This is a genomic window from Pseudanabaena sp. UWO311 (genome assembly GCF_006937785.1).
Taxonomy (GTDB): Bacteria; Cyanobacteriota; Cyanobacteriia; order Pseudanabaenales; family Pseudanabaenaceae; genus Pseudanabaena.
Genome location: NZ_SJEE01000050.1, coordinates 1 through 24915 on the forward strand (window position 1 = coordinate 1; position 24915 = coordinate 24915).

A 24915-nucleotide genomic window follows, 5' to 3' on the forward strand; every position below is an offset into this window, starting at 1 on the left:
AATAGCCCAAACAGTCGCGTATTTAATGTCACGGGAGAAGGTCAAGCCCTTCTCACTAGTTACGATATCTGGACTGACGCTCTTGCTCAGAATACAGCCGTCATCAAGACGTTTAATGTCGATGTTGCCGATGGTTTCCTAAATCTCAACTTTACTACTATCGTAGACAACGCAAAAGTTGACTTTATTCAAGTCACGCCAACTATTCCTGTATCGAGAGTATCCTTGCGCGACAGTGCAACTATCTTTGTAAGTGAAACAGCTGGTAATGCAACTATCACAGTAGTTCGGACGGGAAGCACCCAAGAGCATCTGACGGTGGAATACACAACCAATGAGATTGTCGGGGCTGGAGCAGCAACTGCTGGCTCGGATTACACCCAACCCAACGATGTCAGAGCTAATACGGGGCGAGTCGTGTTCGAGATTGGTGAAGCCGAAAAAACTTTTACCATTCCAATTGTCAACGATACATTGCAAGAAGCGAATGAAACATTTGCTATTGGGCTGCAAAACCCCAGTTCTGGAACTCTAGGAGCACCGCGTACGGTTCTGATCACGATCTTAGACGATGATTCTCCCACTTCCATATCTGTGAGTGAAGCGAATGTGACGATATCGGAAGCATCGCCAACGGTTACAATTACAGTCCAGCGGACTGGGAATATTAATGGAATATCCTCAATCAACTATGCGACCAGCAACAATACTGCGACAGCTGGTTTGGATTACTCCGCAATGTCAGGTACGATCGTCTTTGCCGCAGGGCAAGCAACCCAAACAATTTCGATCCCGATTGTGAATGACATCATCACCGAGACCAATGAAACCTTCAGGGTAACGCTGAGTAACGCAATGGGAGCTCTTCTCGGTAGTCAGACAATTTCCACTGTCACGATTCTAGATGATGACCTCAACTTAGGCAGCCTAACTCGGCAAACCGCTGTATCTGGGCTCAACCAACCGACTGCCCTTGATTGGACTCCCGATGGACGCTATATGATCGTTGCCCAAAAGAATGGCATTGTGCGGCTAGTAGACAACGGCACTCTGAGGGCTACCCCCTTAATAGATATATCCAGCCAAGTGAACGACACTAGAGATCGCGGTCTATTGGGTCTTGCCGTCCATCCTGATTTTGCCAACAACCCCTATGTTTACTTGCTATACACCTACGATCCACCAGAAACAGCAGGCCAGAGTGGTTTAGCTGCTCCTGATGCCAATGGCAATCGTCCTTCTCGTCTGGTACGTGTGACTGTCAATCTCACCACCATGGTTGCAGATCCTGCTAGTTTAGTGGTACTGACAGGAACCAATAGTACTTGGGCTTATACTAGCCGCCCCGATGGCAATAGTACTGGTGACCTGAGCATTCTACCCTCTGGCATCGTTAATGGGACTACCATTACTGCACCAGCAAGCCAGATCGATGTCGGAGTTCAGGATAACGACCCGGATCGCATAGGTACTCAGAACCAGAACATCAGGGATTATTTAGCAGACGACAGCGAATCCCACGGCATCGGAGCCGTCCACTTTGGCTTAGATGGGTATCTATACCTCAGTAATGGTGATGGCACCTCCTACAACTTCGCAGATCCTCGAGCTGTGAGGGTGCAGGATATTGACAACCTATCGGGTAAAGTATTGCGGATAGATCCCATTACTGGCGAAGGAGCGCCAGGAAATCCCTTCTATGAGGTGAACGATCCCAATAGTAACCAGTCCAAGGTCTTTTACTCTGGAGTTCGTAATGCCTTTCGCTTTACCTTCGATCCAATCACTACCCTTCCAGTAATTGGCGATGTTGGTTGGGGTAGCTGGGAAGAAATTAACACCGGAGCCCCAGGTTCTAACTTTGGCTGGCCCTACCTTGAAGGTCCCAATCAAACAGCCAGCTACCAAACTCTGCCCCAAGCAGTCAGTTTCTATAACAATGGCAACATCAATTCGGGCAGCCCGAGTAACCAAACTGCTGTCTTCCCAATTTTGTCCCGCAGCCACGGAGCCCCAGACAATGCGAATGCGATCATGGTGGGTGACTTCTACAACAGCAATACGCTGATGTTTGGGGATATCAACGGGGGGACGCTCTATGCAGCTACGCTCAACGCAAGCCGACAGGTAACAAATGTCCAAGTATTCGATTCCAATATCTCCTATGTCGTAGATATGGAAATGGGACCCGATGGTAATTTGTATGGTGTCAATCTGGTAACAGGTTCTATCTTGCGGTGGACATAGATTCAAAAATGGGTAGCAATCGAGAAGCTAGGATGGGTAGCGCTTAGCGACCACCATCCTAGCTTCTTGATCGAGACATCTTTCGCAATAGCCAAAAATGAAACACCACAGGTTGGATTCAGTCTTACAAAAAAATGAACTTTAGACGAAATTTAATTTTTGTGCATTCTGCTTAGGATTATTTTAACTAACAGGAACGTGAGTTCGATGAATTTTAATGTCTATGAACCTTATTCAATAAGCCTTACAAGAAATTATATTCTATAAAAGTGTTTGAGATTATTGAGAATAGAGTCAATAATATGTGGGATAGCAAACTATTGATTTCATTCTCAATAAAAACTTGGATTTGTCTATATGACTAGGCTGCAAAAACCTTGATAAAGCTTTGGAGTCTTAAAATTCATCGAACTCACGTTGCTTTAGCGCCATGTTGAGCAATCTCGTCATAACAATGGTGATGCTCGTAGGCTCCATCTGCCGAAACTTGAGCGATCTCAGCATCAATCCCTTCGAGAATATCGGTGAATACTTCACCATCGTGGCAATCATTCATATTGACAACCTCAATCAGAATTGAGTTTGGGGTAGGCTGATGTGTTTGTAACAAAAAAATGTTAATCTTAATAAAAAGTTAAGTTTTGTTGCTATCCTAAATCTATGCTTCGTCTCGAACACATCCAAAAAATTTATCCTACTGGCGAAGTCCTCAAAGACGTTAACTGGGAAGTCAAAACAGGCGATCGCATTGGTTTAGTCGGCGTAAACGGCGCAGGGAAATCAACACAGCTAAAGATTATTGCAGGGGAAATTGAACCCACCTCAGGACAGGTCGTCCGTCCTACTAGCCTCAAAATTGCCTACCTTAGTCAAGAATTTGATATCGAAGAGAGCCGCACAGTCAAACAAGAGATGTGGCAAGCATTTCAAGAAGTACGCGAAATTCAAAAACAATTAGCAGTAGTCCATCATCATTTAGAAAATTTAAAAGATGGTGAGGACTATGAACCGATTCTCAAAAAAATGGATCGCCTCCAACGCCAATTTGAAGACCACAATGGCTATGAATTGGAAAGTCGCATCGATAAATTATTGCCAGAGCTAGGATTTAAGGCGGACGATGGCGATCGCTTTGTCAGCGAATATAGCGGCGGCTGGCAGATGCGCATGGGCTTAGGCAAAATTTTGCTCCAATCTCCAGACTTGTTATTACTGGATGAACCGACAAACCATTTAGATTTAGAAACAATCGAATGGCTAGAGAAATATTTGCGATCGCTTAGCACGCCAATGGTGATCGTCTCCCATGACCGAGAATTCTTGGATCGCCTTTGTACATCGATTGTGGAAACCGAGCGCGGCGTATCCACAACTTATTTAGGTAATTACTCATCTTATCTGACCCAAAAAGCTGAAGCCAAAGCTGCCCAAGGAGCAGCCTTTGAACGCCAGCAAAAATATATTGAGAAACAACAGGTCTTCGTCGATCGCTTCCGTGCGAGTGCTACCCGCAGTACCCAAGCCAAGAGCCGCGAAAAACAACTGGACAAAATTGAGCGCATCGAAGCACCTGATAGTGATGTCAGATCTTTGAAATTTCATTTCCCGCCTGCATCTCGGAGTGGACGGGTTAGCGTTCAGATTAAAGACCTCACCCATGCTTACGGTGACCAAATCCTATTTTTAGGCGCAAATCTGGAAATCGAAAGAGGTGATCGGGTAGCCTTTCTGGGCCCCAACGGTGCAGGAAAATCCACCTTATTAAAAATGGTGGTTGGAAAAGAAGACTATAACGAAGGTGAAATTACCCTTGGTCATAATGTGCTAATTGGTTATTTTGAACAAAACCAAGCTGAGGCTCTGGACTTACATAAGGACGTATTTCATACAATTCACGATGATTTTCCCAAGATGACCCATGAAGAAGTACGTGGTGTCCTTGGTAAGTTCTTGTTTAGTGGAGACACCGTATTTAAGCAAGTACGCGATCTCAGTGGCGGCGAAAAAGCAAGACTAGCCCTCGCAAAAATGTTGCTCACACCAGTGAATTTCCTCATCCTTGATGAGCCGACAAACCACCTTGATATTCCTGCTAAGGAGATGCTAGAGGCAGCTTTACGAGAATACGAAGGTACGGTAGCAGTTATCTCCCACGATCGCTATTTCATCTCACAAGTCGCCAATAAAATCGTGGAAATTCGTGATGGCGATCTTTGTGTATATGCTGGCGAATATGCCTACTATCAAGAAAAAAGAGAAGAGGAAACCAGAGAGGCTAAATATAAAGCAGAAATGGCTGCAAAAGCTGCAAAAGATACGCTAAGAAAGGAAAAAGAAAAAGCAAAACAAACGGAAAAACGTCAAGAAAAACAACAACAAAAGGTTAAAGCAAAGTAATATGCAATCATCAATTCTGATTGTAAAAGTTGGTTTTTATGAAAGTCTGCCTAAGACTGTCTTTCATAAAAACCAACTTTAGGATTTTTGATATAAGCATATTATTTTTATGTTGAATCACATTGCAAAGAAACGCAATTTGATAGAACGTTATTCCCAAGGAGAGCGAAACTTTGAGGGATGGGATTTGAAGGGTGTAGATTTGAGTAAAGTAGATCTCAGTAATGCGATCTTACGCAACGCAAATCTAGCTTTTGCGAATTTATGGGAGGCAACTCTCTGTAACACTGATCTATCAGGCGCAAATTTATCCGATGCCGACCTATGTGGGGCATCGTTGTTAGACTCAAATCTTAGCTCTGCCATTATCAACCGTACTAACTTCAGTTATGCGGGGCTGAGTGGCGTGCAGTTTCAAAATGTACAGCTTAATAGTGCTAACTTTCGGTTAGCAATTCTAAATTGTACAAATTTACGTGGAATGGATTTTAAAGGCTCAAATTTACAAAAGGCTTATTTGTTGGAAGCTAATCTTGCTAATACAGATTTAAGTCATGCTAACTTGCACCATGCATTTTTGTTTCGGGCAAATTTGAGTCGATCTAATTTACAAAACGCCGATCTCAGTGAAGCCGATCTCAGTGAATCAAGTTTACATGGGGCAAATTTAAAGGGGGCAAATTTGAGTGAAGCAGATTTACGAGAGGCAGATCTTGATCGCATAGATTTCAGTGAAATTAATCTCCGTCTCGCCAATTTAAGCGGACTAAATTTGAGCAATGTCAATTTTATTGGCAGCAATTTAAGCAAAGCTATCTTACACAATGCTGTTTTGCATGGTGCTTGTTTTAACGGCGCAAATCTATGGAATGCCGATCTAACTAATGCTGATTTGACGCGAGCCGATTTGACGGGGGCAGATTTGCGCGGTGTAAATTTTGATGGGGCTAATTTAAAATATGCGATGGTAGATGTGGGATGGATGGATGAAGCAAGGATCTGCCAAACGATCTTGCCAGACGGCAATACCTCCTATCGAAGTTGTCTCGCGTGAGATATGGCGAAGTTTCGCGTCGTGCAACAAGCGTTATATTAGTCTAAATGAAAGACTTGTTTATTTTTAAGGATGAAAAATTATGGCGAATGGCGCTGACCCATCGCTCGTATGTCCATGAAAACCCTTGTGCAGGGGAAGATAATGAGCGCTTAGAATTTTTAGGCGATGCTATTTTAAACTTTTTGAGTGGTTCCTATCTCTACCACCAACATGCAGATCTTGGGGAAGATGAACTTACTCGTCGTCGAGCAGCTTTAGTTGATGAAAAACAGTTAGCTAATTTTGCGATCGCCTTAGAGCTAGATACCCAAATCCTATTAGGCAAAGGCGCGTTACGTGATGGCGGAAATAAAAGTGACAACCTCTTAAGCTGTGTATTTGAGGCGATGATTGGCGCTTTTTATCTAGATTGTGATTGTGATGTTGAGGCGGTGCGTCCTGCGGTGGAGGCGTTATTTGACTCAGTACCACCAGAATTAGTAAATACACGCGCTGATCTTGATGCTAAAAATCGTTTGCAGGAATGGGTGCAGTCTTATATTGGTCACATTTTGCCAAGATATACCACCGAAAAAGTAGGCGGAACCGATCATACGCCCGAATTTGCGTCTAAAGTATATGTTGGCGATCGCCTATATGGTCAGAGTATGCGAAATTTTTCTAGCAAAAAAGAAGCAGAACGAGCAGCCGCGCTAGATGCCTTAGAACAAATAGAAAGAATGTTATAAGTTTTTATAGCGGTAGCTAGCAAAACCCAAGAGAGAGTTGCGGCGCAAAGCGCCGCAACTCTCTCTTGGGTTTTGGGTCAGCCATAGCTGTAAATTCTTGCAAAGCGAGAATTTGAAAGTACTAGGATAAAATATATGACAGATGATTGGTTAATGATTGGCAAAATTGTCTCACCGCAGGGGCTGAAAGGCGAGGTGAGAATATTGTCTTATTCGGATTTTCCTGAACGCTTTGAGACTGCTGGTAAACGTTGGATTGCGGCTTCGGAAAAAGAGGAGCCACAAGAAATCATGATGCTATCGGGTCGAGAAATTGCGGGAAAAAAGAATCTCTTTGTGGTGCGAATTGAAGGGATTAATGATTGCGATCGCGCTGAATCGTTGCGTAATTATGTGATGTTTATCCCCACTAGCGATCGCCCCTCTCTAGGGCATAACGAGTATATGATCGCAGATTTGGTGGGTTGCAATGTTTATCATCAACCAACGGGTAAGTTATTGGGAGAAGTGATCAGTATCATTGCCGCAGGAAATGATCTATTAGAAGTCCGTAATCTCGAAAATAGTGAAATAGAACTTATTCCTTTTGTAGAAGCGATCGCTCCTTTTGTGGATATTCAGCAAAAAAGAATTGAAGTGACTCCTCCACGCGGACTCATTGATAAATGGCTGGAAGCTCAAGAAACCATTTAGGAATTACTTTCTGAGGTCAAAATCCTCCAAAAGATCCCTCTCAATCCCCCCTTGTAAAGAGTCGCAATATGCACCGTGTTTGTCATTGCGATCTGTTCTCTAGAATTGGGGATTGAGGCAAAAACTCATGACTGCTAAAGAAACTCCTCGCACTGACTCAAAAAATTTGCAGTGCCAAAGAGATTTTCAGTTTGCCATAGTCTCAATAAAAATCTTTTTTGGCTAAAATGTTAACCGTACTTCAAGATCAAAACTCATTTACATTGCCAATAGCCAAAACCTTGAACCGACAATCTGGTAATCAATTATGATCTTTATCAACCCCAAAATCGACTTTGCTTTCAAAAAGATATTCGGCTCCGAAGATAGCAAAGACATCTTAATTAGCTTCCTCAATGCCCTAATTTATGAAGCACAGCCAGTTATTCATGACCTAGAAATTCTTAACCCCTATCTCGCACCCAAAATTCGCGGAGTCAAAGATACCTATCTCGATATCAAGGCAAAAATTATTGATAGTGAAACAAGCGAAGAGCGCACAGTCATCATCGAGATGCAAGTCTTAAATGTAGAAGGCTTCGAGAAAAGAATTTTGTATAATGCCGCCAAATCCTATTCCATTCAATTGACAACGGGACAGGGCTATAACCTACTCAATCCAGTCATTGCATTAACTATCACTGATTTTGTGATGTTTACGGATCTACCTAATGTCACATCTCGCTTCGTTCTCAAGGAAAAAGACTTTCTGATTGATTATCCAATTTATGACATTGAATTGATCTTTGTTGAGTTGCCAAAATTCAAGAAAAACCTAACTGAACTCGAAACCATTATCGATAAATGGTTGTTTTTCTTAAACAATGCCCGCAAACTGCAAAATGTCCCCTCTACAATAGACTTAATCGGAAATAAAACAGCCAAAATGCCATCAAACTCTTATGCAGTAAGCATTTTATCGATTTCTTGGGTGTTTCTGAAAACCTTGTGTAGTAAGGCTTTCACTTATTTCCGATTAAGTCTAATGGATAGTATTCCCGAGCTCAAAAAAGCTTTTTATATTGCCAACCAAGCAAATCTGAACCTTGACGAGTTAAAAGAACAAGAGAAAAGTGAGATTTTTATTCAAGATCAACGTGGTGCGATTACTAAAGCTGCTAGAGAGAGTTTGGAGCAGGGACGACAAGAGGGACGACAAGAGGGACTAGCTGAGGGCTTACGGCAAAAAGCTTATGAGATTGCCCGAAAAATGCTGGGTGTTTTAGATGACCAAGCGATCGCACAGATGACAGGGCTAACGCTGGACGAGATTAGATCCATACAATCTTGAGCAGATTATCACCCGATCTCAATTCGGTTTATTTACGGGACAGATGCTCATCTACTCAATATTCGGCTCTAGCAAGATGCATGGTGTCAAGCCATTCGATCAGACTATCAAGCTGTTTATCATGGGAAAGGGAGCCTAATCCCCTGACTGTGACATGCCCTTTGCTATAGACAAATCGCGATCGCAAATGACTAGGTAAACACTCGTGCAAGAGTTTCCATGCGGGTTCTTCCATCTTCGACTCTAAAACCACATGCTGTTTACCCTCAGGCTTGATGCGAGAGAAGCCGATCCGCTTAGCGATTAATTTTAATTCCATTACTTTGAGAAGTTGCATCGCAGGAGCAGGAACCTTCCCATAGCAATCTTGCCAATCTTCGATGATTTGAGCAAGTTCGCGGCGTGAAGTCACCGAAGAAACAGCGCGATATGCACTCATCTTGCGATCGCCGTCAGGAATATACTCGGCAGGGATAAAGGCAGTAATTGGCAAATCGATCTGCGTATCATCGACTTCAGGAATCTCGGAGCCACGTATTTCTGCGATCGCTTCTTGCAGCATCTCCATATAAAGATCGAAGCCAATCGTGTTGATTTGTCCAGACTGTTCCGAACCTAAGAGATTCCCAACGCCACGAATCTCCATATCGCGCATTGCTAATTGATAGCCTGATCCTAGATGCGTAAATTCCTGAATCGCTTTGAGACGCTTGCGAGCAACATCGGTTAGTTCACCCTTTTCTTGATAAAACAACCATGCATGGGCTTGAATGCCAGCCCGACCGACGCGACCGCGCAATTGATAGAGTTGTGCGAGTCCAAATCTTTGGGCATCTTCGATGATGATCGTGTTCACGCGCGGAATATCTAGCCCTGATTCAATAATTGTGGTGCAAATCATCATGTCTGATTCGCCACTGCTAAAGCTGAGCATGGTTGACTCTAGTTCGGATTCGGGCATCTGTCCATGGGCGATCGCCATTCGTACCGATGGCAACATTTCATGAACTCGCGCCGAGACTTCCTCAATATCATCAATGCGCGACACCACATAAAAAATCTGCCCACCGCGATCGAGTTCTTGACGGATGGCAGCCCGCACTAGTTCAAGGTTATAGCGGGAGAGATGGGTCATAATTGAGCGCCTTGATGGTGGCGGGGTGGTAATCAGACTCATTTCGCGCACCCCAGACATCGCCATATATAAGGTTCTCGGAATTGGTGTGGCTGAGAGGGTGAGCACATCAACTTCCGTTTTCATGGTTTTGATTTTCTCTTTTTGAGCAACTCCGAAACGTTGCTCTTCATCTATTACCAATAGCCCTAAATCTTTGAATTCTACATCTTTAGATAAAAGCTGATGTGTACCGACGACAATATCTAGTTCACCAGTTTTGAGCTTACGACAGATTTCCTTTTTCTCAGATGTAGTTCGGAAACGATTGAGAAGAGCGATATTGACTGGATAAGCAGCATAGCGTTCTTGCAAGCTGTGATAATGCTGTTGTGCGAGAATTGTTGTTGGTACTAGTAAAGCGGCTTGTTTCCCAGTCGTCACAGCTTTAAAAATAGTGCGAATGGCGACTTCAGTTTTTCCAAATCCTACATCACCACACACAAGCCGATCCATCGGACGAGCACTTTCCATATCTTGCTTGACATCTTGAGTTGCCTTAAGTTGATCGGGTGTCGCCTGATAAGGAAAAGAATCTTCCATTTCCTGCTGCCAAGGATTATCAGGCGGGAAAGCATATCCAAGCTGTTGCGATCGCTTAGCATAAAGTTCTAATAAATCAAAAGCAATCTTTTTAATTGCTTTCTTTGCTTTAGCAGTAGTGTTTGTCCATGTTTTGCCCGTCATCTTGTGCAGCTCTGGTCTGCCCTCATTCATCCCCCGATAACGTGACAGGATCGACATCTGATCGACTACTACACGTAACAATCCATCAGCATATTTCAAGACTAAATATTCACGGGTTTCATTATTTAGGGTCAGTTTCTCTAATTTGATGAATTGACCCACGCCGTGATTTTTGTGGACGACGTAATCACCTGCGGAAAGTTTATTTAAATCAACTTGTTTAGAAACCGCGCGTCTACGTTTGCGAACATAGTTGGGAGTGCCAAGAGCGTGCTGTCCAAAAAATTCGCGATCGCTGATCACCACAATTCTATAAGTAGGTAGCACGAAACCTTGGATTTCGGCAATGCCTGAATATTTCAAAGCAACGGCGATGCGTAGGTTATGAGTTTTCTCGATCGCAGGATAATCACGGACATTAGGAATAAATTGGGCTTGGCAATCATGCTCTTGCAGGAGGGCAACCGTGCGGGAAGGTTGCGCAGAAACGAGAATGATTTTATATTTCTGTTCGCGATAGTCACGGATTGTTTGGGCAAGTTTGCCAAACTGATGGGGAATTGCAGGAATTGAACGGCTGGACATATTCACACCGCGATTTTCTTCGGCTAGTTCAAATAGTTCGAGGCGATCAAATTTTTGGATTTGTTCTAGACATTCTGCAAAGGAGCGATGGAGTTTCCCCTCGTCCTTAGAGGATAGAGGAGCAATTTCCTCAGCAGATTCATACCAGCGATCGCAATGCGCCTGACATTGATCGATTTCGTCAATTACCACTAAACATTGCTCTGATTTAGGCAAATAGTCCAATAGAGAAGCCGTAGAACTAGGATGAACAGCAAACCCTTGAGTAGTGAATTCATCATCAAGATCGCGTTCATCATCAAGATCTTTTTGTGGCAGTTGACCAAGAATATGCCCATAGCTAATCGGGGCTAATAAAACTGAAGCAATGCTGTCAAGCGGTCTTTGAGTAGAAGGCTCGAATTCACGAATACGTTCTATTTCATCGCCAAACCAGTCAATCCGAACGGGCATTTCACTGGAAACAGGGAAAATATCAATAATATCGCCGCGCCTTCCCCAATGTCCTTCTGTTTCGACCGTTGATGTATATTCATAGCCCATCAGCGTCAACTTCTCTGCTATATCCTTCAGTTTTATCTCTGAACCAACTTCTAAGGATAGACAATATTCTTTAAATTCTTCAGGGCTTGGTAAATGTGGCTGGAGAGCGCGATCGGTGGCAACGATCGCTACTTTTTTCTTGTCGCCTTCTTGCTCATCCCACTTTGTTAGGTCCGCCAACACCTGCATCTGTCCCCAAATAATCTCCGATTCTGGTGTATAGGGTTCGTAGGGCAATACGTCTGAGGTGGGATAAAAATGTACGGTCTGCCAACCCATTGTTTCTAGTTGTACCGACCAGCGTCCCGCCTCTTCAATCGTAGCGGCGATGACTAGCATCAATCTTTCCTGCTTTTGGCTTAGGGTAGAACTAACGATCCCTTTACCCACTCGCGATAAGCCCGAAAGAATGAGTTGATGCGATCGCGCCAGTTTACTCTCTAGTTCATCAGTGAGAGGCGATCGGATTAATGAACGAATTACAGAGGAAAATGGCATGGTCTAGATAACGAAATAAGCGAATTTACAAATGCGATCGGTAGCACCTATCACTAAGTCTAGCAATATAGCAACAAGTAGGGTGGGGTATGCTCAATCAATAGAGTATATTATGTAAATCCTTTAGATTTAACTAAGTTTATTCATATAAAAGTAATGAGGCAGCCTACTTTTCAAGACAATTGGCTTCCAAGCTGGAAGTCAAGCTACCCATATGATCTATTAGAAATCTATGGGGTTTCGGATACTCTTGGCTATGCTTATGCTTATAACAATCGCAGAAAACATACATTAGAGTTGATTCAAAAAGTGGCAAGTCCTGACGCTAAGATTCTGGATGTAGCGGCAGCACAGGGAAACTTTACGTTGTTATTAGCAGAACTAGGATACGAAGTTACTTGGAATGACTTACGAGAAGATTTGATTGATTATGTTAAGTTAAAATGGGAATCGGGGCTTGTTCATTATGTGCCAGGAAATATTTTTGATTTAAATTATGATGGTCAATTTGATGTGGTCTTAATTACGGAAGTAATTGAACATGTGGCTCATCCTGATGATTTCTTAAAAAGTATCGCTAAAATGCTCAAGCCCAATGGACATATTGTACTAAGCACTCCCAATGGTGGATACTTCAAAAATAATTTGCCGAGATTTTCTGATTGTGCTGATCCGAGTCAGTATGAAGCAATCCAATTTCAGCCTAACTCCGATGGACATATTTTCTTACTCCATTTGGATGAGATCGAAAGGCTAGTCCATCAAGCAGGATTAGTTATTGAAGAAATTCGGCTTGTCACGAATCCATTAACTAATGGTCATATCAAACTGCATCATTTACTAAAGATATTACCCAAATCTTGGGTTGAAAATTTTGAGGGATTTACCTGTTCTATGCCTTTAGCGTGGAAGCAGAAATTACATACGACTACCGTCGCTCTACTAACTAATCCAATTCAGCAATAAATAAGGAACCAAATTTTTTGTGACCTAGCGAATGCTTCCTTATCAAATTCTAAAAAACTTATGAGTGATTTGTCAACTGTAATATCTATAGTTACTAGACTTCCCCCTGCAATTGATGGAGTTGGCGATTATGCTTTAAATTTAGCTCGCCAACTTCGCAAGGATTACAATATTCAAACCCAATTTATTGTTGGTAATCCTGACTGGAAAGGCGAAGCAGAAATTGCAGGCTTTTCAGTTAATCAAGTTACAGATAGTAACTCAGATCAACTTACGACTCTATTTGAAGGCGATCGCACCTCGCCAGTTCTATTACACTACGTGGGTTATGGCTATGCCAAGCGTGGTTGCCCGATCTGGTTAGTTGATGGCATGCAGCGTTGGAAAAATCTATATCCCGACCGCTTACTTGTCACCATGTTCCACGAACTTTGTGCATCATCATATTTACCTTGGCAGAGTTCTTTCTGGCTGTCACCTTTACAAAAAAGTTTAGTCACAAGATTAGCTAAATTAAGCGATCGCTGCATTACCAGCAAACAAAGCTATAGCGATATACTTGTGAAACTAAGCAATGGTAAACACAAGCAAATTCAAGCTTTGCCAGTGTTTTCTAATGTTGGCGAACCAAAGCAAAATCGTCCATTATCAGATCGCCAAAAACAACTAGTTATTTTTGGCAGTGTTGCTAATCGCATCAGAGTTTATCGAGAATCTCAGGAAGCTTTAAACTCTGCTTGTCAAAGCTTAGACATTCAATCAATTTTAGATCTGGGAACCCCTACAGGAATAGAGCCCCAAACAATTGGAAATGTACCGATCTTAGAATTAGGAATGCAACCTGCTGAAAAAATCAGTGAAATTATGGCAGATGCGATCGCGGGTTTTTTAAACTACAATCCTAATTTCCTGAGTAAGTCAGGCATTTTTGCTGCGTACTGCGCTCATGGATTACTTCCAATTAATGTTAGAGGTAGTGACATACCCATTGACAAGATAAAATTAGGAGAACATTATTGGATTTCTAGTAAGGTTGAGTTAAAAGATATAGAAAGAATGCAAGCGATCTCAAATAATGCTCATGCTTGGTATTCTAGCCATAACTTATCGAGTCAGTCTAAGATATTTTTTCATATTTTAAATACCGAAATACAATTGGAGTCACAATGAATTTAAGTATTAAAGATCAACGCCAATTAGCAGCTTTAGCTAGTGGTGGTACTAGTAACTATCCAATATACACAAAGTTCTTAAACCTGATTAAGCAATTAAATCTTAAGGGTGATTGCTTAGATTTTGGAGCAGGCATCGGTAAGTTAAGCCAACAAATGTATGCTTTAAACTACTTTAACTCAATGACTGCTGCCGATATTATGGAGCGCCCTCTTGAACTAGATAAATCAATCAAGTGGATAAACTCTGATCTTAACAATTCATTAGACATGCCTGATAATCAGTTTGATGTGATTGTTTCCTCTGAAGTAATTGAGCATCTAGAAAATCCTAGAGCTATTGCGAGAGAATGGTTTAGATTGCTTCGCCCCAACGGAACATTAATATTAAGCACCCCAAACAATGAAAGTTGGCGTTCTTTACTCGCTTTGTTATTTCAAGGACATTTCGTTGCTTTTGGCGATAGTTGCTATCCAGCGCATATTACTGCATTGTTACGAAAAGATATTGAACGTATTTTCTTGGAAGTTGGTTTTACATCAGTTGAATTTACATTTACAGATTATGGAGGTATTCCTAAAATGCCCCAGCGGAGTTATCAGGAATTTTCTTTTGGACTACTCAAAGGGCTTCGTTACAGCGACAATTTAGTAGTGATTGCCTATAAGCTAATATAGCAATTTCACAAATTTATGCACTTAAAAAGACTTCATTATGAATATACAAAAACTAAAACACTTCATCAATAGACCAGAATATATTTTTAGACCTTGGCAAGTTTATCACAGATTTTTTAAACGGAACTCTAATTCAGTAAATAAGTTTCAAGAAGTTGTTTTACCTTGGGGTCTGACTATAAAAATACCAACGTCCACGGACGACACACTTCCAAAATCAATTTTAATATATGGGATTTACGATTTAAGTTTAACTGAAGTAATTTGGCGATTGCTCGAATCAGGAGAAAATGCTATAGATATTGGCGCAAATATTGGCTACGTAACAAGTCTTATGTCTGCAAAAGTTGGTAAAACAGGTAAAGTTTGGTGTTTTGAACCTAATCCAGAAATTTATGAAGAACTTACAATTAATATAGCAAATTGGGAAATCAAGGGTTATAGCAACATTCATCATCAACAAATTGCTCTATCAAACTATTCTGGGTATGGCGTTTTAAATTTAACGCCTAAAAACAGAGGTGAGGTCTTTATTGATAAAAATCAGCAAGTTGCAAATGTGCAGACTAATAGTAGAGACGCTTGTGTTGTCCCTATTGATAGACTAGATAAGTTTTTAGAAAAAGAACAAAATTGTATAGGAGTTTTAAAAATTGATGTAGAAGGACATGAACTAGATGTTTTATAAGGTGCGGGCAACTTAATTTGTAACTACAGTATTCGTGATATGGTCTTTGAAGAACACAACGGTTATCCTAGTCCACTAACTAATTTATTAGAGGAAAATGGATATACTATATTCCAAATCTGGAAGGGATTTTGGAAGCCGAAACTTGTGTCTCCAATCAAGAAATTAGCTCATCCATGGGAACCTCCAAATTATCTTGCTACTTTAAATCCCCAACGCGCAATTGAACGAATTAAAGATTGGGGATGGAAATCTTTAACAATGTAAAATAGAAGACAAATAATAATGCGAATTCTTATATATTCACCTTCATTCTATCCAAATATAGGTGGATTAGAAACAATTATTTCCACATTGGCGCATGAATTTGTAGTTCAGGGACATGAAGTTAAGTTAGTATCTCAAACTCCTGATAAAGACTCACTAAACTTCCCATTTGAAGTTATCCGACGACCCAACAATAAACAGTTATTGCAACTTGCTAATTGGTGTGAAGTCTATTTTCAGGGATGTGTGAGTTTAAAAGGGCTTTGGCCGATTTTTTTAGTGCATCGACCTTTAGTCATCACCCATCAGACTTGGTATCGTCGCAATGACGGCAAAGAGAGTTGGCAAGATCATCTCAAAAAGTTGGTTACTCGCTTTGCCACTAACATCTCCATCAGTCAGGCGATCGCAAATGAACTGCCGTCAGCATCGACGATCATCCCCAACGCATATTGCGAAGATATTTTCTACGAGATGCCAGAGGTTTCTCGGAGCCGAGAACTGGTGTTTTTGGGACGCTTAGTCTCTGATAAGGGTGCTAATTTATTACTAGAGGCATTGGTTCAACTTAAACTCGTAGGACTTTTCCCTAAGTTGACCATTATCGGTAGCGGCGAAGAAGAGACTCGGTTGCGTCAGCAGGTAATCGATAATCAGCTTGAGCAGCAGGTGATTTTTGTTGGTATTCAAGTGGGACAAGACTTAAGTAAATTACTAAATTCCCATCAGATTTTGGTCGTACCATCCTTATGGAAAGAACCATTTGGGATTGTGGCTTTAGAAGGGATCGCTTGTGGTTGCGTAGTTGTTGGCTCAGATGGTGGTGGACTAAAAGATGCGATCGGTTCTTGTGGGGTCACATTTCCGAATGGTGATACCCAAGCTCTTACGCAAGTTTTGAAAAATCTACTGCAAAATCCAGAGCAACTCATCATATATAGAAACAAGGCTCCAGAACATTTGTTGCACCACCAGAAAACTGCGATCGCTAAAGCCTATCTAGAAGTGATAAAAACGGCTGTAGAATCTAGCTAGTAACTTTTTTGAGTTTCGTCATGCCATGGAAATATTAGGTGCAGTATTACTAGTTTTAGTAATTGTATTCGGCGCATCGCAAAACTGGAAACTCTCGATCAAAACGATTCTAGTGATTGTTGTTATCGAGGGTGCATTGCGTCGCTGGGTGTTTCCGCAGGCGAGAGACTTAATTTATTTTTTCAAAGATTTCATTTTGATTGGGAGTTATCTTGGCTTTTCAAGCCGACCGCATCTTTTGCTTGATCGTTTTCCCTTGATCAAAGAACTAACAATAGTAATCGCAATTCTTTGTAGTTTACAAGCTTTCAACCCTAGTTTAGGCTCTCCCCTCGTTGGGCTGCTCGGCATCCGAGCTTATCTGCTATATATCCCTCTCATATGGATTGTCCCACATTTATTTGAATCGGGAGAAGAATTACGCAATTTCTTGCGTAGGTATTTAATAATACTTATTCCAGTATGTATCCTAGGGATTTTCCAGTACTACGCTCCACCAGATAGCATCATCAATGTTTACGGTATCGACGGAGCCGCCGCAAATGCCATTGTAGGTGAGTTTGTGCGGATTACTGGTACATTTTCTTATCTTGCGGGACACACTTCATATTTGTCTTTTTGTTTTTCTTTGTTAGTTGTGTTAATTGCCAGAGAGCAGACATTTAAGTGGCAATTGATTTATGGACTAGAGTTAATACTTGTTGCCGCCAATTCTTTTATGAGTGGTGCAAGATTCATCATTATCTATGAAGGTTTATTTATCACCCTTTACTTGCTGTTTCTGATTTTCACGCGTTCTAGAAATGCTTTTAGCTCGATTAAGCGATTATCTGTGATTATGGCAGTCACTGTGATCGCGACAATAGTTTATTTTCAGCCAGCGATTCAAGCATTTTCAGATCGTGCCACTAGTTCTGACTCAACTGAACAAAGAATAGTTGAATCATTTACTCAGGTTTTTGACTATGGTGCAATCAGATTAGATGGCTATGGTACGGGTGCAACTCAATCTTCTGTCTCGGCTTTAAGGAGCTTGTTTTCACTGCCCGCAGGCGAGGTATTACCAGCAAATGAAGGAGAAACAGGGCGTGTCATGATTGAGATTGGGCTTTTGGGATTTATCTTATGGTATGGCTTGAGGATCATCATTTTGGTATCACTATATTCAACCTTTTCTATGCTTCGCAATCCTTTCTACAAGGAATTATGTCTAGCAGTATTTCTATTCCATTTAATTAATATCACTGGTCAATTGATTACTAATCCGACAATGCTAGTGTATTTTTGGTTTTTGAGTGGATTTATCTATTTATTACCTATATTGGATGAAAAAGAAATGTTGATGGATATCAATAACAACGCTGATCTCACAGAATAAGATCAATTCTTTAAAAACAAAGTAATGTCAAAGATCACTTTAATCCATCCTATAAGTAATCCTTATGCACGCAATGCCGCTTTTGCGATCGCAGAAGCAGCATTGCTTAACTCTATTGTTACCACATTTGCCTATCAGCCTGAAAGCATAGCCAAATCTTGGTGGGGCAAAGCAATCAAAACCGTAGCTCCGAAGCTAATAGTTAAGTTGGAAAAAGAACTAGGGCGCAGATCATGGGTTGTGCCCAAAGACAGCAAAATATATGGTAATTCTTGGCGAGAAATCCTGCGTACTTTTTTGGTTAAAACAAGACTGGGGAAAAGATTCGGTATTGACGATCAATTCTTGATTGACTGGGTAGTAGCATCCTGCGATCGCGATTTTGCAAATCATTACTTCCATAATCATCATTTACAAAATATAAAAGCTGTTTATGCCTATGAAGATGTTGCTGCTGACACATTTCTGGCGGCAAAAAAAAGAAGTATTTATTGCTTTTATGACCTCCAGATTGCTTTCCATCTCACAAGTCGCCGTATCCAGAATGAAGAAGCCGAGTTATTTCCTGAGTTAGCTGCCACGATGCTGGCTGTACAAGAACCTGAGTGGAAAATCGAGCGCAAGAACCGTGAAGTGGAACTTGCTGATCATATTTTTGTGGCTTCTTCATTTACTGAGCGCTCATTATTAGATATTGGTGTTCCTAGATCCAAAATAACAGTTATTCCCTATGGCGCACCTATTGAATATTTTCAGCCACACCCCAAGCAGGATAAGCTATTTCGAGTCATGTTTGCTGGACAAGTAGGAACTCGGAAGGGCGTGCATTATTTACTTCAAGCATGGCAAGAGCTTAGTTTATCTGAGTCAGAATTGTTGCTAGTAGGGGTTAATCAAATGCCCATTGATTGGTTATCTAAATATGATCGCGTGCGGTTGACTGGCTCAGTCCCCCATAGCTGCTTAAACGTATATTACAGTAGTGCCAATGTGTTTGTGTTCCCATCGTTAGTTGAGGGTTTTGGACTAGTTCTGCTTGAGGCAATGGCTTGTGGTATTCCGATTATCACAACTCCAAATACAGGAGGTCCCGATATTATCATTGATGGAATTGAGGGCTTTATCATCCCGATCCGAGATGTTGAAGCTCTCAAAGCAAAAATTGCATGGTGCTACAGTCATCCTCAGGAACTAGCTAAAATGGGGATCGCAGCTCGTAAAAAAGCTGAACAGTGGACATGGGAACGCTATCGCCAAAAACTAGCAATGATAATCAAGGAAAAACTTGAGTAAACAAATGCCAAAAAAGCATTAATTTGCGGTATTTCTGGACAAGATGGAGCCTATCTAGCTCAGCTCCTATTGAATCATGGCTATGAAGTATATGGAACTTCCCGTGATGCTCAGATATCAATTTTAGCTAATTTGCAATACTTAGGAATACGCGATCGCATTAAATCGCTATCCATCCCAAAAACTCGTATTAGGTAACATTGATATTCAGCGAGATTGGGGATATGCTCCAGACTATGTGGAGGCTATGTACTTAATGCTTCAACAAGAGCAACCAGATGACTTTGTGATCGCCACAGGAAAGACAATCAGTTTGTCAGATTTTATTGCTGAGGCTTTTGGGATTTTGGAGCTAAATTGGCAAGAGCATGTAATTTCTGAGCAATCTTTGTATCGCCCAACTGACATAACGATCAGCCACGCTAACCCTAGCAAAGCAAATCAAAAGCTAGGGTGCTATGCCACTACAAGCGTGCAGCAAATTGTACAAATTATGGTTGAATCAATGCAAAGAAAACTCTCTTCCCAATAGTTCTGCGGCGGAGCCGCACACCTGTAAACAACTTGATGGTGAGCGGCTCTGCCGCGTCACAAAAAATTTGTTCTTTATTAAATGTAAGATGCCTAGAACTCCTAAAATTCATGTTTGGCTACCTGATATCTTTCAATTCAAAGGAGGTATTCAGGTTTATTCTGCTTTTTTAATTCAGGCTCTAGAGCAAGTATTACCAGATAGCGATCGCCATGTGTTTCTTAAGAACGATACTCACGCGACGGAAGACATTGAGTTTGACGAACAGACCAAAATCAGCTTTGCGGGGAGATGGAAATCGACTTTTTGGCATACGCCGATCTTTGCTGCTCAGGTTTTATTGGCTGCGATCAAAGACCGCCCTGATTTGATTATTTGTGGTCATATAAATTTTTCACCCCTCGCAGCCAAGATATTTAACCTTTTAAAAATCCCATATTGGGTAATTGTCCATGGCATCGATGCATGGAATATCGAAGATAAATCAAAAATATATGGACTTAAGTCAGCACAAAAGATTGTTTCAGTCAGCGAATACACGCGCGATCGCATTGTCTACGAACAAAAGATATCGCCTGATCGAATTCCGCTTCTACCCGTAACTTTTAATGATCGCCAATTTACTGTCAAACCTAAACCTCAATATCTACTAGACCGTCTTCAATTAAATCCTGATCAGCCAACCATTTTAACTGTGACACGTTTGGCTAGTGGCGATCGTTATAAAGGCTATGACCAGATTATTCAAGCTCTACCAGCTATTCGCTGTCAGATTCCCAATATTTGTTATCTGTTAGTTGGCAAAGGTGATGACCGCGATCGCATCGAAGCGATGGTTGATGATCTGGATGTCAGAGATTGCGTAACCTTTGCTGGCTTTGTCCCAGATGATGAGCTAGCAGATTATTACAATCTGTGTGATCTATTTGCGATGCCTAGTAAGGGAGAAGGATTTGGGATTGTTTATTTAGAAGCATTAGCCTGTGGCAAACCAACAATTGGCGGTAATCAAGATGGGGCGATCGATGCTTTGTGCAAGGGAGAGTTAGGCGTTTTAGTTAATCCTGACAGCATCGACGAAATTAGAGAGACTATTGTAGAAATCCTGATGAACAAGCATTCTTTATCAATCTTGTATGAACCAGATATGCTTAGACAAAAAGCGATCGAGAAATACGGTTTTGAGCAGTTTAAGCAGAATCTTTCTTGCCTCTTCCAGAAACTCTAAAACAAAAAAAGACAAATCACTCGCTAAGCGAGTGATTTGTCTTTTTTTGTTTTAAGGATCAACCCAGCGATCATCAGATTTGATCAATGCAATTAACTGCTCTACGCCTTCAGCTTCAGGTACGCGCTTGATTTCTTCCTTACCACGATAGAGCGAGATTGTGCCAGGGGTTTTGCCGACATAGCCATAGTCAGCATCTGCCATTTCCCCAGGTCCATTGACGATGCAACCCATGACCGCAATGTCCAAACCAACTAAGTGGCTAGTGGCTTCGCGGACTTTATGTAGGACTTCTTCGAGGTTGAATAGAGTGCGACCGCAGGATGGACAAGCGACATATTCCACCATCGTTTTGCGGAGTCCGAGAGACTGCAAAATACTATAGCAAACAGGAATTTCTTTCTCAGGAGCTTCGGTGAGGGAAACGCGGATGGTGTCACCGATACCTTGGGCTAGTAAAGTGGCAATGCCTGCGGTGGACTTAATCCGACCATATTCACCGTCGCCTGCCTCGGTTACACCTAGGTGCAATGGATAGTCCATACCCAGTTGATCCATACGCTTAGCCATCAGTTGATAGGCGGCGATCATCACAGGCACACGGGAAGCCTTCATGGAAATAACAATATTTCTAAAATCAAGATCTTCACAAATGCGAATGAACTCGATCGCAGATTCGACCATACCCTGAGGCGTATCCCCATAGGTAAAGAGCATCCGCTCAGCGAGAGAACCATGATTTACGCCAATTCGCATCGCTTTGCCCTGTTCCTTGAGAGACAAAACTAAAGGCTTGAGGGTGTCGCGGACTTTTTCGGCGATTTCGTCAAATTCTGATTGGGTGTATTCGGTGCGATTTGCTTTGGGTTTCTCGAATACATATAGCCCTGGGTTAATGCGGACTTTGTGGATATGCTTGGCGACTTCGAGGGCAATTTTCATGCCGTTGTGGTGGACATCGGCAACCAGTGGCACGTCCATATAGGTACGTTTGAGCTTTTGACGTATTTCCGAGAGGGCGGCGGCATGAGCCATGCTGGGCACAGTGACGCGCATGATTTCGCAACCAATTTCATGCAAGCGTCGAATTCCTGCGACAGAGCCATCAATATCGAGGGTATCTTCATTAATCATCGATTGCACCACTACAGGTGCGCCACCACCGATGGTGATATTGCCCACTTGCACAGGTCGAGTTTTGCGTCTGACGATTACACCAAGATTTTCGCTACCATCGATAATGGGTTCAGCTATGGCGGTCTGTGTGCCATTTTGGATAATTTTCAGATTCTCAGAAACAGTCGTCATAAAACTTTTAGTGACATTCAGTTATTAGTTTATCTGAAGTGGGGAACAGTTTCACAACTCAGACCTTGCTAATTTGCTCTAGGATAAATAATAAAATCGTCATGAGTTATTTCCCTAATCATCGATATTTTGCTTACCTTACTTCACCAGCGATCGCATCTATGCCAGATAAGCAAAATGTGGTGATTATTCAACCAATGGGGGCGATCGAGCAGCATGGCGCACATTTACCATTGATCGTTGATGCGGCGATTAGTATTGGCGTGTTAGCAAGGGCTTTAGAAAAATTAGATCCTGCGATTCCTGCCTATGCATTGCCACCTTTGTATTATGGTAAATCCAATGAACATAGTACTTTTGCAGGCACGATTACGATGCGATCGCAGACGATGCTAGCGATGTTGACAGATATTGCTGAGAGTGTTTATCGAGCAGGATTTCGGAAATTAGCTTTGATGAATTCCCACGGTGGACAGCCGCAGATTTTGGAAATAGTTGCTCGCGATCTCCATGAGAAATATTCTGACTTTGCCATATTCCCTCTCTTTACTTGGCGCGTTCCCAATGTTGCCAAAGAGCTTTTGACGGAAAAAGAATTAGAATTTGGAATTCATGGTGGCGATGCCGAAACCAGCCTGATGTTGGCGCTTTTGCCTGAACAGGTACAGATGGATAAGGCAGTTACCGAATATCCCTATGGCTTGCCTGCAAATAGTTTGCTCAGTATGGAATCGGCAAATCCCTTTGCATGGGTGATGCGCGATTTGACACGCAGCGGTGTGTTGGGTGATGCTAAGGCTGCGACTAGAGAAAAAGGCGAAAAGATTCTTGATTCTCTAGTTGATGGTTGGGTGCAATTGATCGAAGATATTTACAAATTTGAGCAACCTAAAGCATATGGCAATCATCTCCTCTAAACCAACTCAAAATCCGAATCCAGAAGGCGATCGCCTGAATGATCAAACGGCTCAAAACTCTATACCAGTTACTGAACAAGCTGCCAGCAAAAAATCCACCTCCCGATCACCTAAAAAAGCATCCAAAAAAGAGGTGACATCGCCAGAAATGCAACAGGCGTTAGATTTATTGCAAGCGGAAGCCACACCAGAGGAGAAACTAGAAGATCAACTTGCCAAAGATGCTCCTACTCAAGTTTCAGTTGACATTAATATTCGCCCCAAAAATCTCGCAGACTATATTGGACAAAAAGACTTAAAAGAACTGCTAAATATTGCGATCGCGGCAGCAAAATCGCGATCTTCAGCCCTCGATCATTTGTTGTTATATGGCCCCCCAGGGCTAGGTAAAACTTCTCTGGCTCTCATCATTGCCCAAGAAATGGGCGTGCAATGTAAAATCACTTCGGCTCCTGCCCTTGAAAGACCTCGCGATGTGGCAGGATTACTAGTTTCTCTGCAACAGGGAGATATTCTCTTTATCGATGAAATCCATCGCTTACCGAGTGTAACGGAAGAGATTCTCTATCCTGCAATGGAAGATTATCGCCTTGATATTACAATTGGCAAAGGGCAAGGCGCAAGGATTCGCAGTGTCCAGTTAAATAAATTTACGCTGATTGGCGCAACTACGAGAATTGGATCGTTATCTTCACCATTGCGCGATCGCTTTGGCTTTGTGCAACATTTCCGTTTCTATGAGCAGGATGAACTAACACAGATTGTGTCCCGCAGTGCCAAGATTTTAGAAACTCCAATCCATGATGATGGTGCGATCGCGATCGCGGCGAGATCACGCGGTACGCCTCGGATTGCCAATCGTCTCTTAAAGCGAGTGCGAGACTATGCCGAAGTTAAGGCAAAGGGTGAACAGATTACAGGTGCGATCGCAGAATCAGCACTGGAATTATTTAATGTCGATCCGAAAGGTTTGGACTGGATCGATCGCAAATTACTAACGGTGTTAATTGAGAACTTTAATGGTGGCCCCGCAGGCTTGGATACATTAGCAGCGGCAACGGGTGAGGATGCTCATACGATTGAGGAAGTCTATGAGCCATATTTATTGCAGATTGGCTATATCAATCGCACGCCACGCGGTCGGGTGGCTACGGCGGCGGCATGGAAGCATTTGGGCTATTCTGTGCAAACTGCGATCGCAGGTTTGTTGTAGTATGCGATCGGCTTTCTCAAAAATCAACCAAACAGCGATCAACCTTCAGCCTCTAATAGCGATCGCCCCTAATCCCAATCACAAAGCTCTAACCACATGACCAGTCATCTATAGACAACTCTACAATTTGTCCAAAATCTGATTTGTTACGGGTGACTAAAGTTGCATTGTTTGTTACAGCAAATTCCGATCAAACACGCCACAAGTCTAGTAATCTAAAGCATCACTAAAGTTAAACAAAATATGTCAGCATATTCGCTTGATTTACGGCACAAGATATTAAATGCATGGCAAAATAAAG

The 24915-nt window shown here is 42.1% G+C and carries 19 protein-coding genes and 1 pseudogene; 17 read left to right on the forward strand and 3 right to left on the reverse strand.

Going from position 1 to position 24915, the window contains the following annotated elements; genetic code table 11:
* Positions 1-2247, forward strand: a 2247-nt coding sequence (locus PseudUWO311_RS22985) for a Calx-beta domain-containing protein (RefSeq protein ID WP_190303630.1), incomplete at its 5' end; no start/stop codon positions are given.
* 412 nt (positions 2248-2659) lie between these two features.
* Here the strand turns inward: PseudUWO311_RS22985 and PseudUWO311_RS22990 are convergent.
* The gene (locus PseudUWO311_RS22990) at positions 2660-2803 is read right to left on the reverse strand and encodes a hypothetical protein (protein ID WP_190303631.1); all 144 of its coding nucleotides are present in this window, start codon (positions 2801-2803) and stop codon (positions 2660-2662) included.
* 104 nt (positions 2804-2907) lie between these two features.
* Between PseudUWO311_RS22990 and PseudUWO311_RS22995 the strand changes: the two genes are divergently transcribed.
* The 5 genes from PseudUWO311_RS22995 to PseudUWO311_RS23015 all read left to right on the forward strand — a co-directional run bounded on the left by PseudUWO311_RS22995 (position 2908) and on the right by PseudUWO311_RS23015 (position 8452).
* Entirely contained in the window at positions 2908-4644 is a 1737-nt protein-coding gene (locus PseudUWO311_RS22995) for an ABC-F family ATP-binding cassette domain-containing protein (RefSeq protein ID WP_142657554.1), read from the forward strand.
* A 109-nt stretch (positions 4645-4753) separates the two neighbouring features.
* Entirely contained in the window at positions 4754-5698 is a 945-nt protein-coding gene (locus PseudUWO311_RS23000; RefSeq protein WP_142657555.1) for a pentapeptide repeat-containing protein, read from the forward strand.
* Positions 5699-5745: 47 nt separating this feature from the next.
* On the forward strand, positions 5746-6429 hold the full coding sequence (gene rnc, locus PseudUWO311_RS23005; RefSeq protein ID WP_142657556.1) for a ribonuclease III: 684 nt from the start codon (positions 5746-5748) through the stop codon (positions 6427-6429).
* Positions 6430-6564: 135 nt separating this feature from the next.
* Positions 6565-7122 (forward strand): ribosome maturation factor RimM, encoded by a 558-nt coding sequence (rimM, locus tag PseudUWO311_RS23010; RefSeq protein ID WP_142657557.1) that lies wholly within the window; start codon positions 6565-6567, stop codon positions 7120-7122.
* A gap of 307 nt (positions 7123-7429) precedes the next feature.
* The gene (locus PseudUWO311_RS23015) at positions 7430-8452 is read left to right on the forward strand and encodes an Rpn family recombination-promoting nuclease/putative transposase (RefSeq protein WP_142657558.1); all 1023 of its coding nucleotides are present in this window, start codon (positions 7430-7432) and stop codon (positions 8450-8452) included.
* Between the two features lie 55 nt (positions 8453-8507).
* Here PseudUWO311_RS23015 and mfd read toward each other — a convergent pair whose 3' ends face one another.
* The gene (mfd, locus tag PseudUWO311_RS23020) at positions 8508-11939 is read right to left on the reverse strand and encodes a transcription-repair coupling factor (RefSeq protein WP_142657559.1); all 3432 of its coding nucleotides are present in this window, start codon (positions 11937-11939) and stop codon (positions 8508-8510) included.
* A 156-nt stretch (positions 11940-12095) separates the two neighbouring features.
* On the opposite strand from mfd, the gene PseudUWO311_RS23025 reads away from it, so the two are divergent.
* From PseudUWO311_RS23025 to PseudUWO311_RS23065, 9 genes and pseudogenes are all read left to right on the forward strand, one after another.
* On the forward strand, positions 12096-12905 hold the full coding sequence (locus tag PseudUWO311_RS23025) for a class I SAM-dependent methyltransferase (RefSeq protein WP_142657560.1): 810 nt from the start codon (positions 12096-12098) through the stop codon (positions 12903-12905).
* A 60-nt stretch (positions 12906-12965) separates the two neighbouring features.
* Positions 12966-14075: a glycosyltransferase family 1 protein gene (locus PseudUWO311_RS23030; protein ID WP_142657561.1), complete on the forward strand. Its 1110-nt coding sequence runs from the start codon at positions 12966-12968 to the stop codon at positions 14073-14075.
* Complete coding sequence (locus PseudUWO311_RS23035) at positions 14072-14755, forward strand: methyltransferase domain-containing protein (protein ID WP_142657562.1); 684 nt, start codon at positions 14072-14074, stop codon at positions 14753-14755. The genes PseudUWO311_RS23030 and PseudUWO311_RS23035 overlap by 4 nt, the downstream gene beginning before the upstream one ends.
* Positions 14756-14792: 37 nt before the next feature.
* Entirely contained in the window at positions 14793-15443 is a 651-nt protein-coding gene (locus tag PseudUWO311_RS23040; RefSeq protein WP_142657563.1) for an FkbM family methyltransferase, read from the forward strand.
* A gap of 285 nt (positions 15444-15728) precedes the next feature.
* On the forward strand, positions 15729-16745 hold the full coding sequence (locus PseudUWO311_RS23045) for a glycosyltransferase family 4 protein (RefSeq protein ID WP_142657564.1): 1017 nt from the start codon (positions 15729-15731) through the stop codon (positions 16743-16745).
* 25 nt (positions 16746-16770) lie between these two features.
* A complete protein-coding gene (locus PseudUWO311_RS23050) occupies positions 16771-18123 on the forward strand; it encodes a hypothetical protein (protein ID WP_142657565.1) in 1353 nt (450 codons plus the stop codon).
* A gap of 24 nt (positions 18124-18147) precedes the next feature.
* On the forward strand, positions 18148-19416 hold the full coding sequence (locus PseudUWO311_RS23055) for a glycosyltransferase family 4 protein (protein WP_142657566.1): 1269 nt from the start codon (positions 18148-18150) through the stop codon (positions 19414-19416).
* 21 nt (positions 19417-19437) lie between these two features.
* Positions 19438-19948, forward strand: a pseudogene (locus PseudUWO311_RS24980) (GDP-mannose 4,6-dehydratase).
* An 88-nt stretch (positions 19949-20036) separates the two neighbouring features.
* A complete protein-coding gene (locus PseudUWO311_RS23065; RefSeq protein ID WP_142657567.1) occupies positions 20037-21176 on the forward strand; it encodes a glycosyltransferase family 4 protein in 1140 nt (379 codons plus the stop codon).
* A gap of 51 nt (positions 21177-21227) precedes the next feature.
* Here PseudUWO311_RS23065 and ispG read toward each other — a convergent pair whose 3' ends face one another.
* Positions 21228-22484 (reverse strand): (E)-4-hydroxy-3-methylbut-2-enyl-diphosphate synthase, encoded by a 1257-nt coding sequence (gene ispG, locus PseudUWO311_RS23070; protein ID WP_142657568.1) that lies wholly within the window; start codon positions 22482-22484, stop codon positions 21228-21230.
* 101 nt (positions 22485-22585) lie between these two features.
* Between ispG and PseudUWO311_RS23075 the strand changes: the two genes are divergently transcribed.
* Both PseudUWO311_RS23075 and ruvB read left to right on the forward strand, forming a co-directional pair.
* Positions 22586-23401: a creatininase family protein gene (locus PseudUWO311_RS23075; protein ID WP_190303632.1), complete on the forward strand. Its 816-nt coding sequence runs from the start codon at positions 22586-22588 to the stop codon at positions 23399-23401.
* A complete protein-coding gene (ruvB, locus tag PseudUWO311_RS23080; RefSeq protein WP_142657569.1) occupies positions 23382-24614 on the forward strand; it encodes a Holliday junction branch migration DNA helicase RuvB in 1233 nt (410 codons plus the stop codon). The genes PseudUWO311_RS23075 and ruvB overlap by 20 nt, the downstream gene beginning before the upstream one ends.
* Positions 24615-24915: the final 301 nt, after the last annotated feature.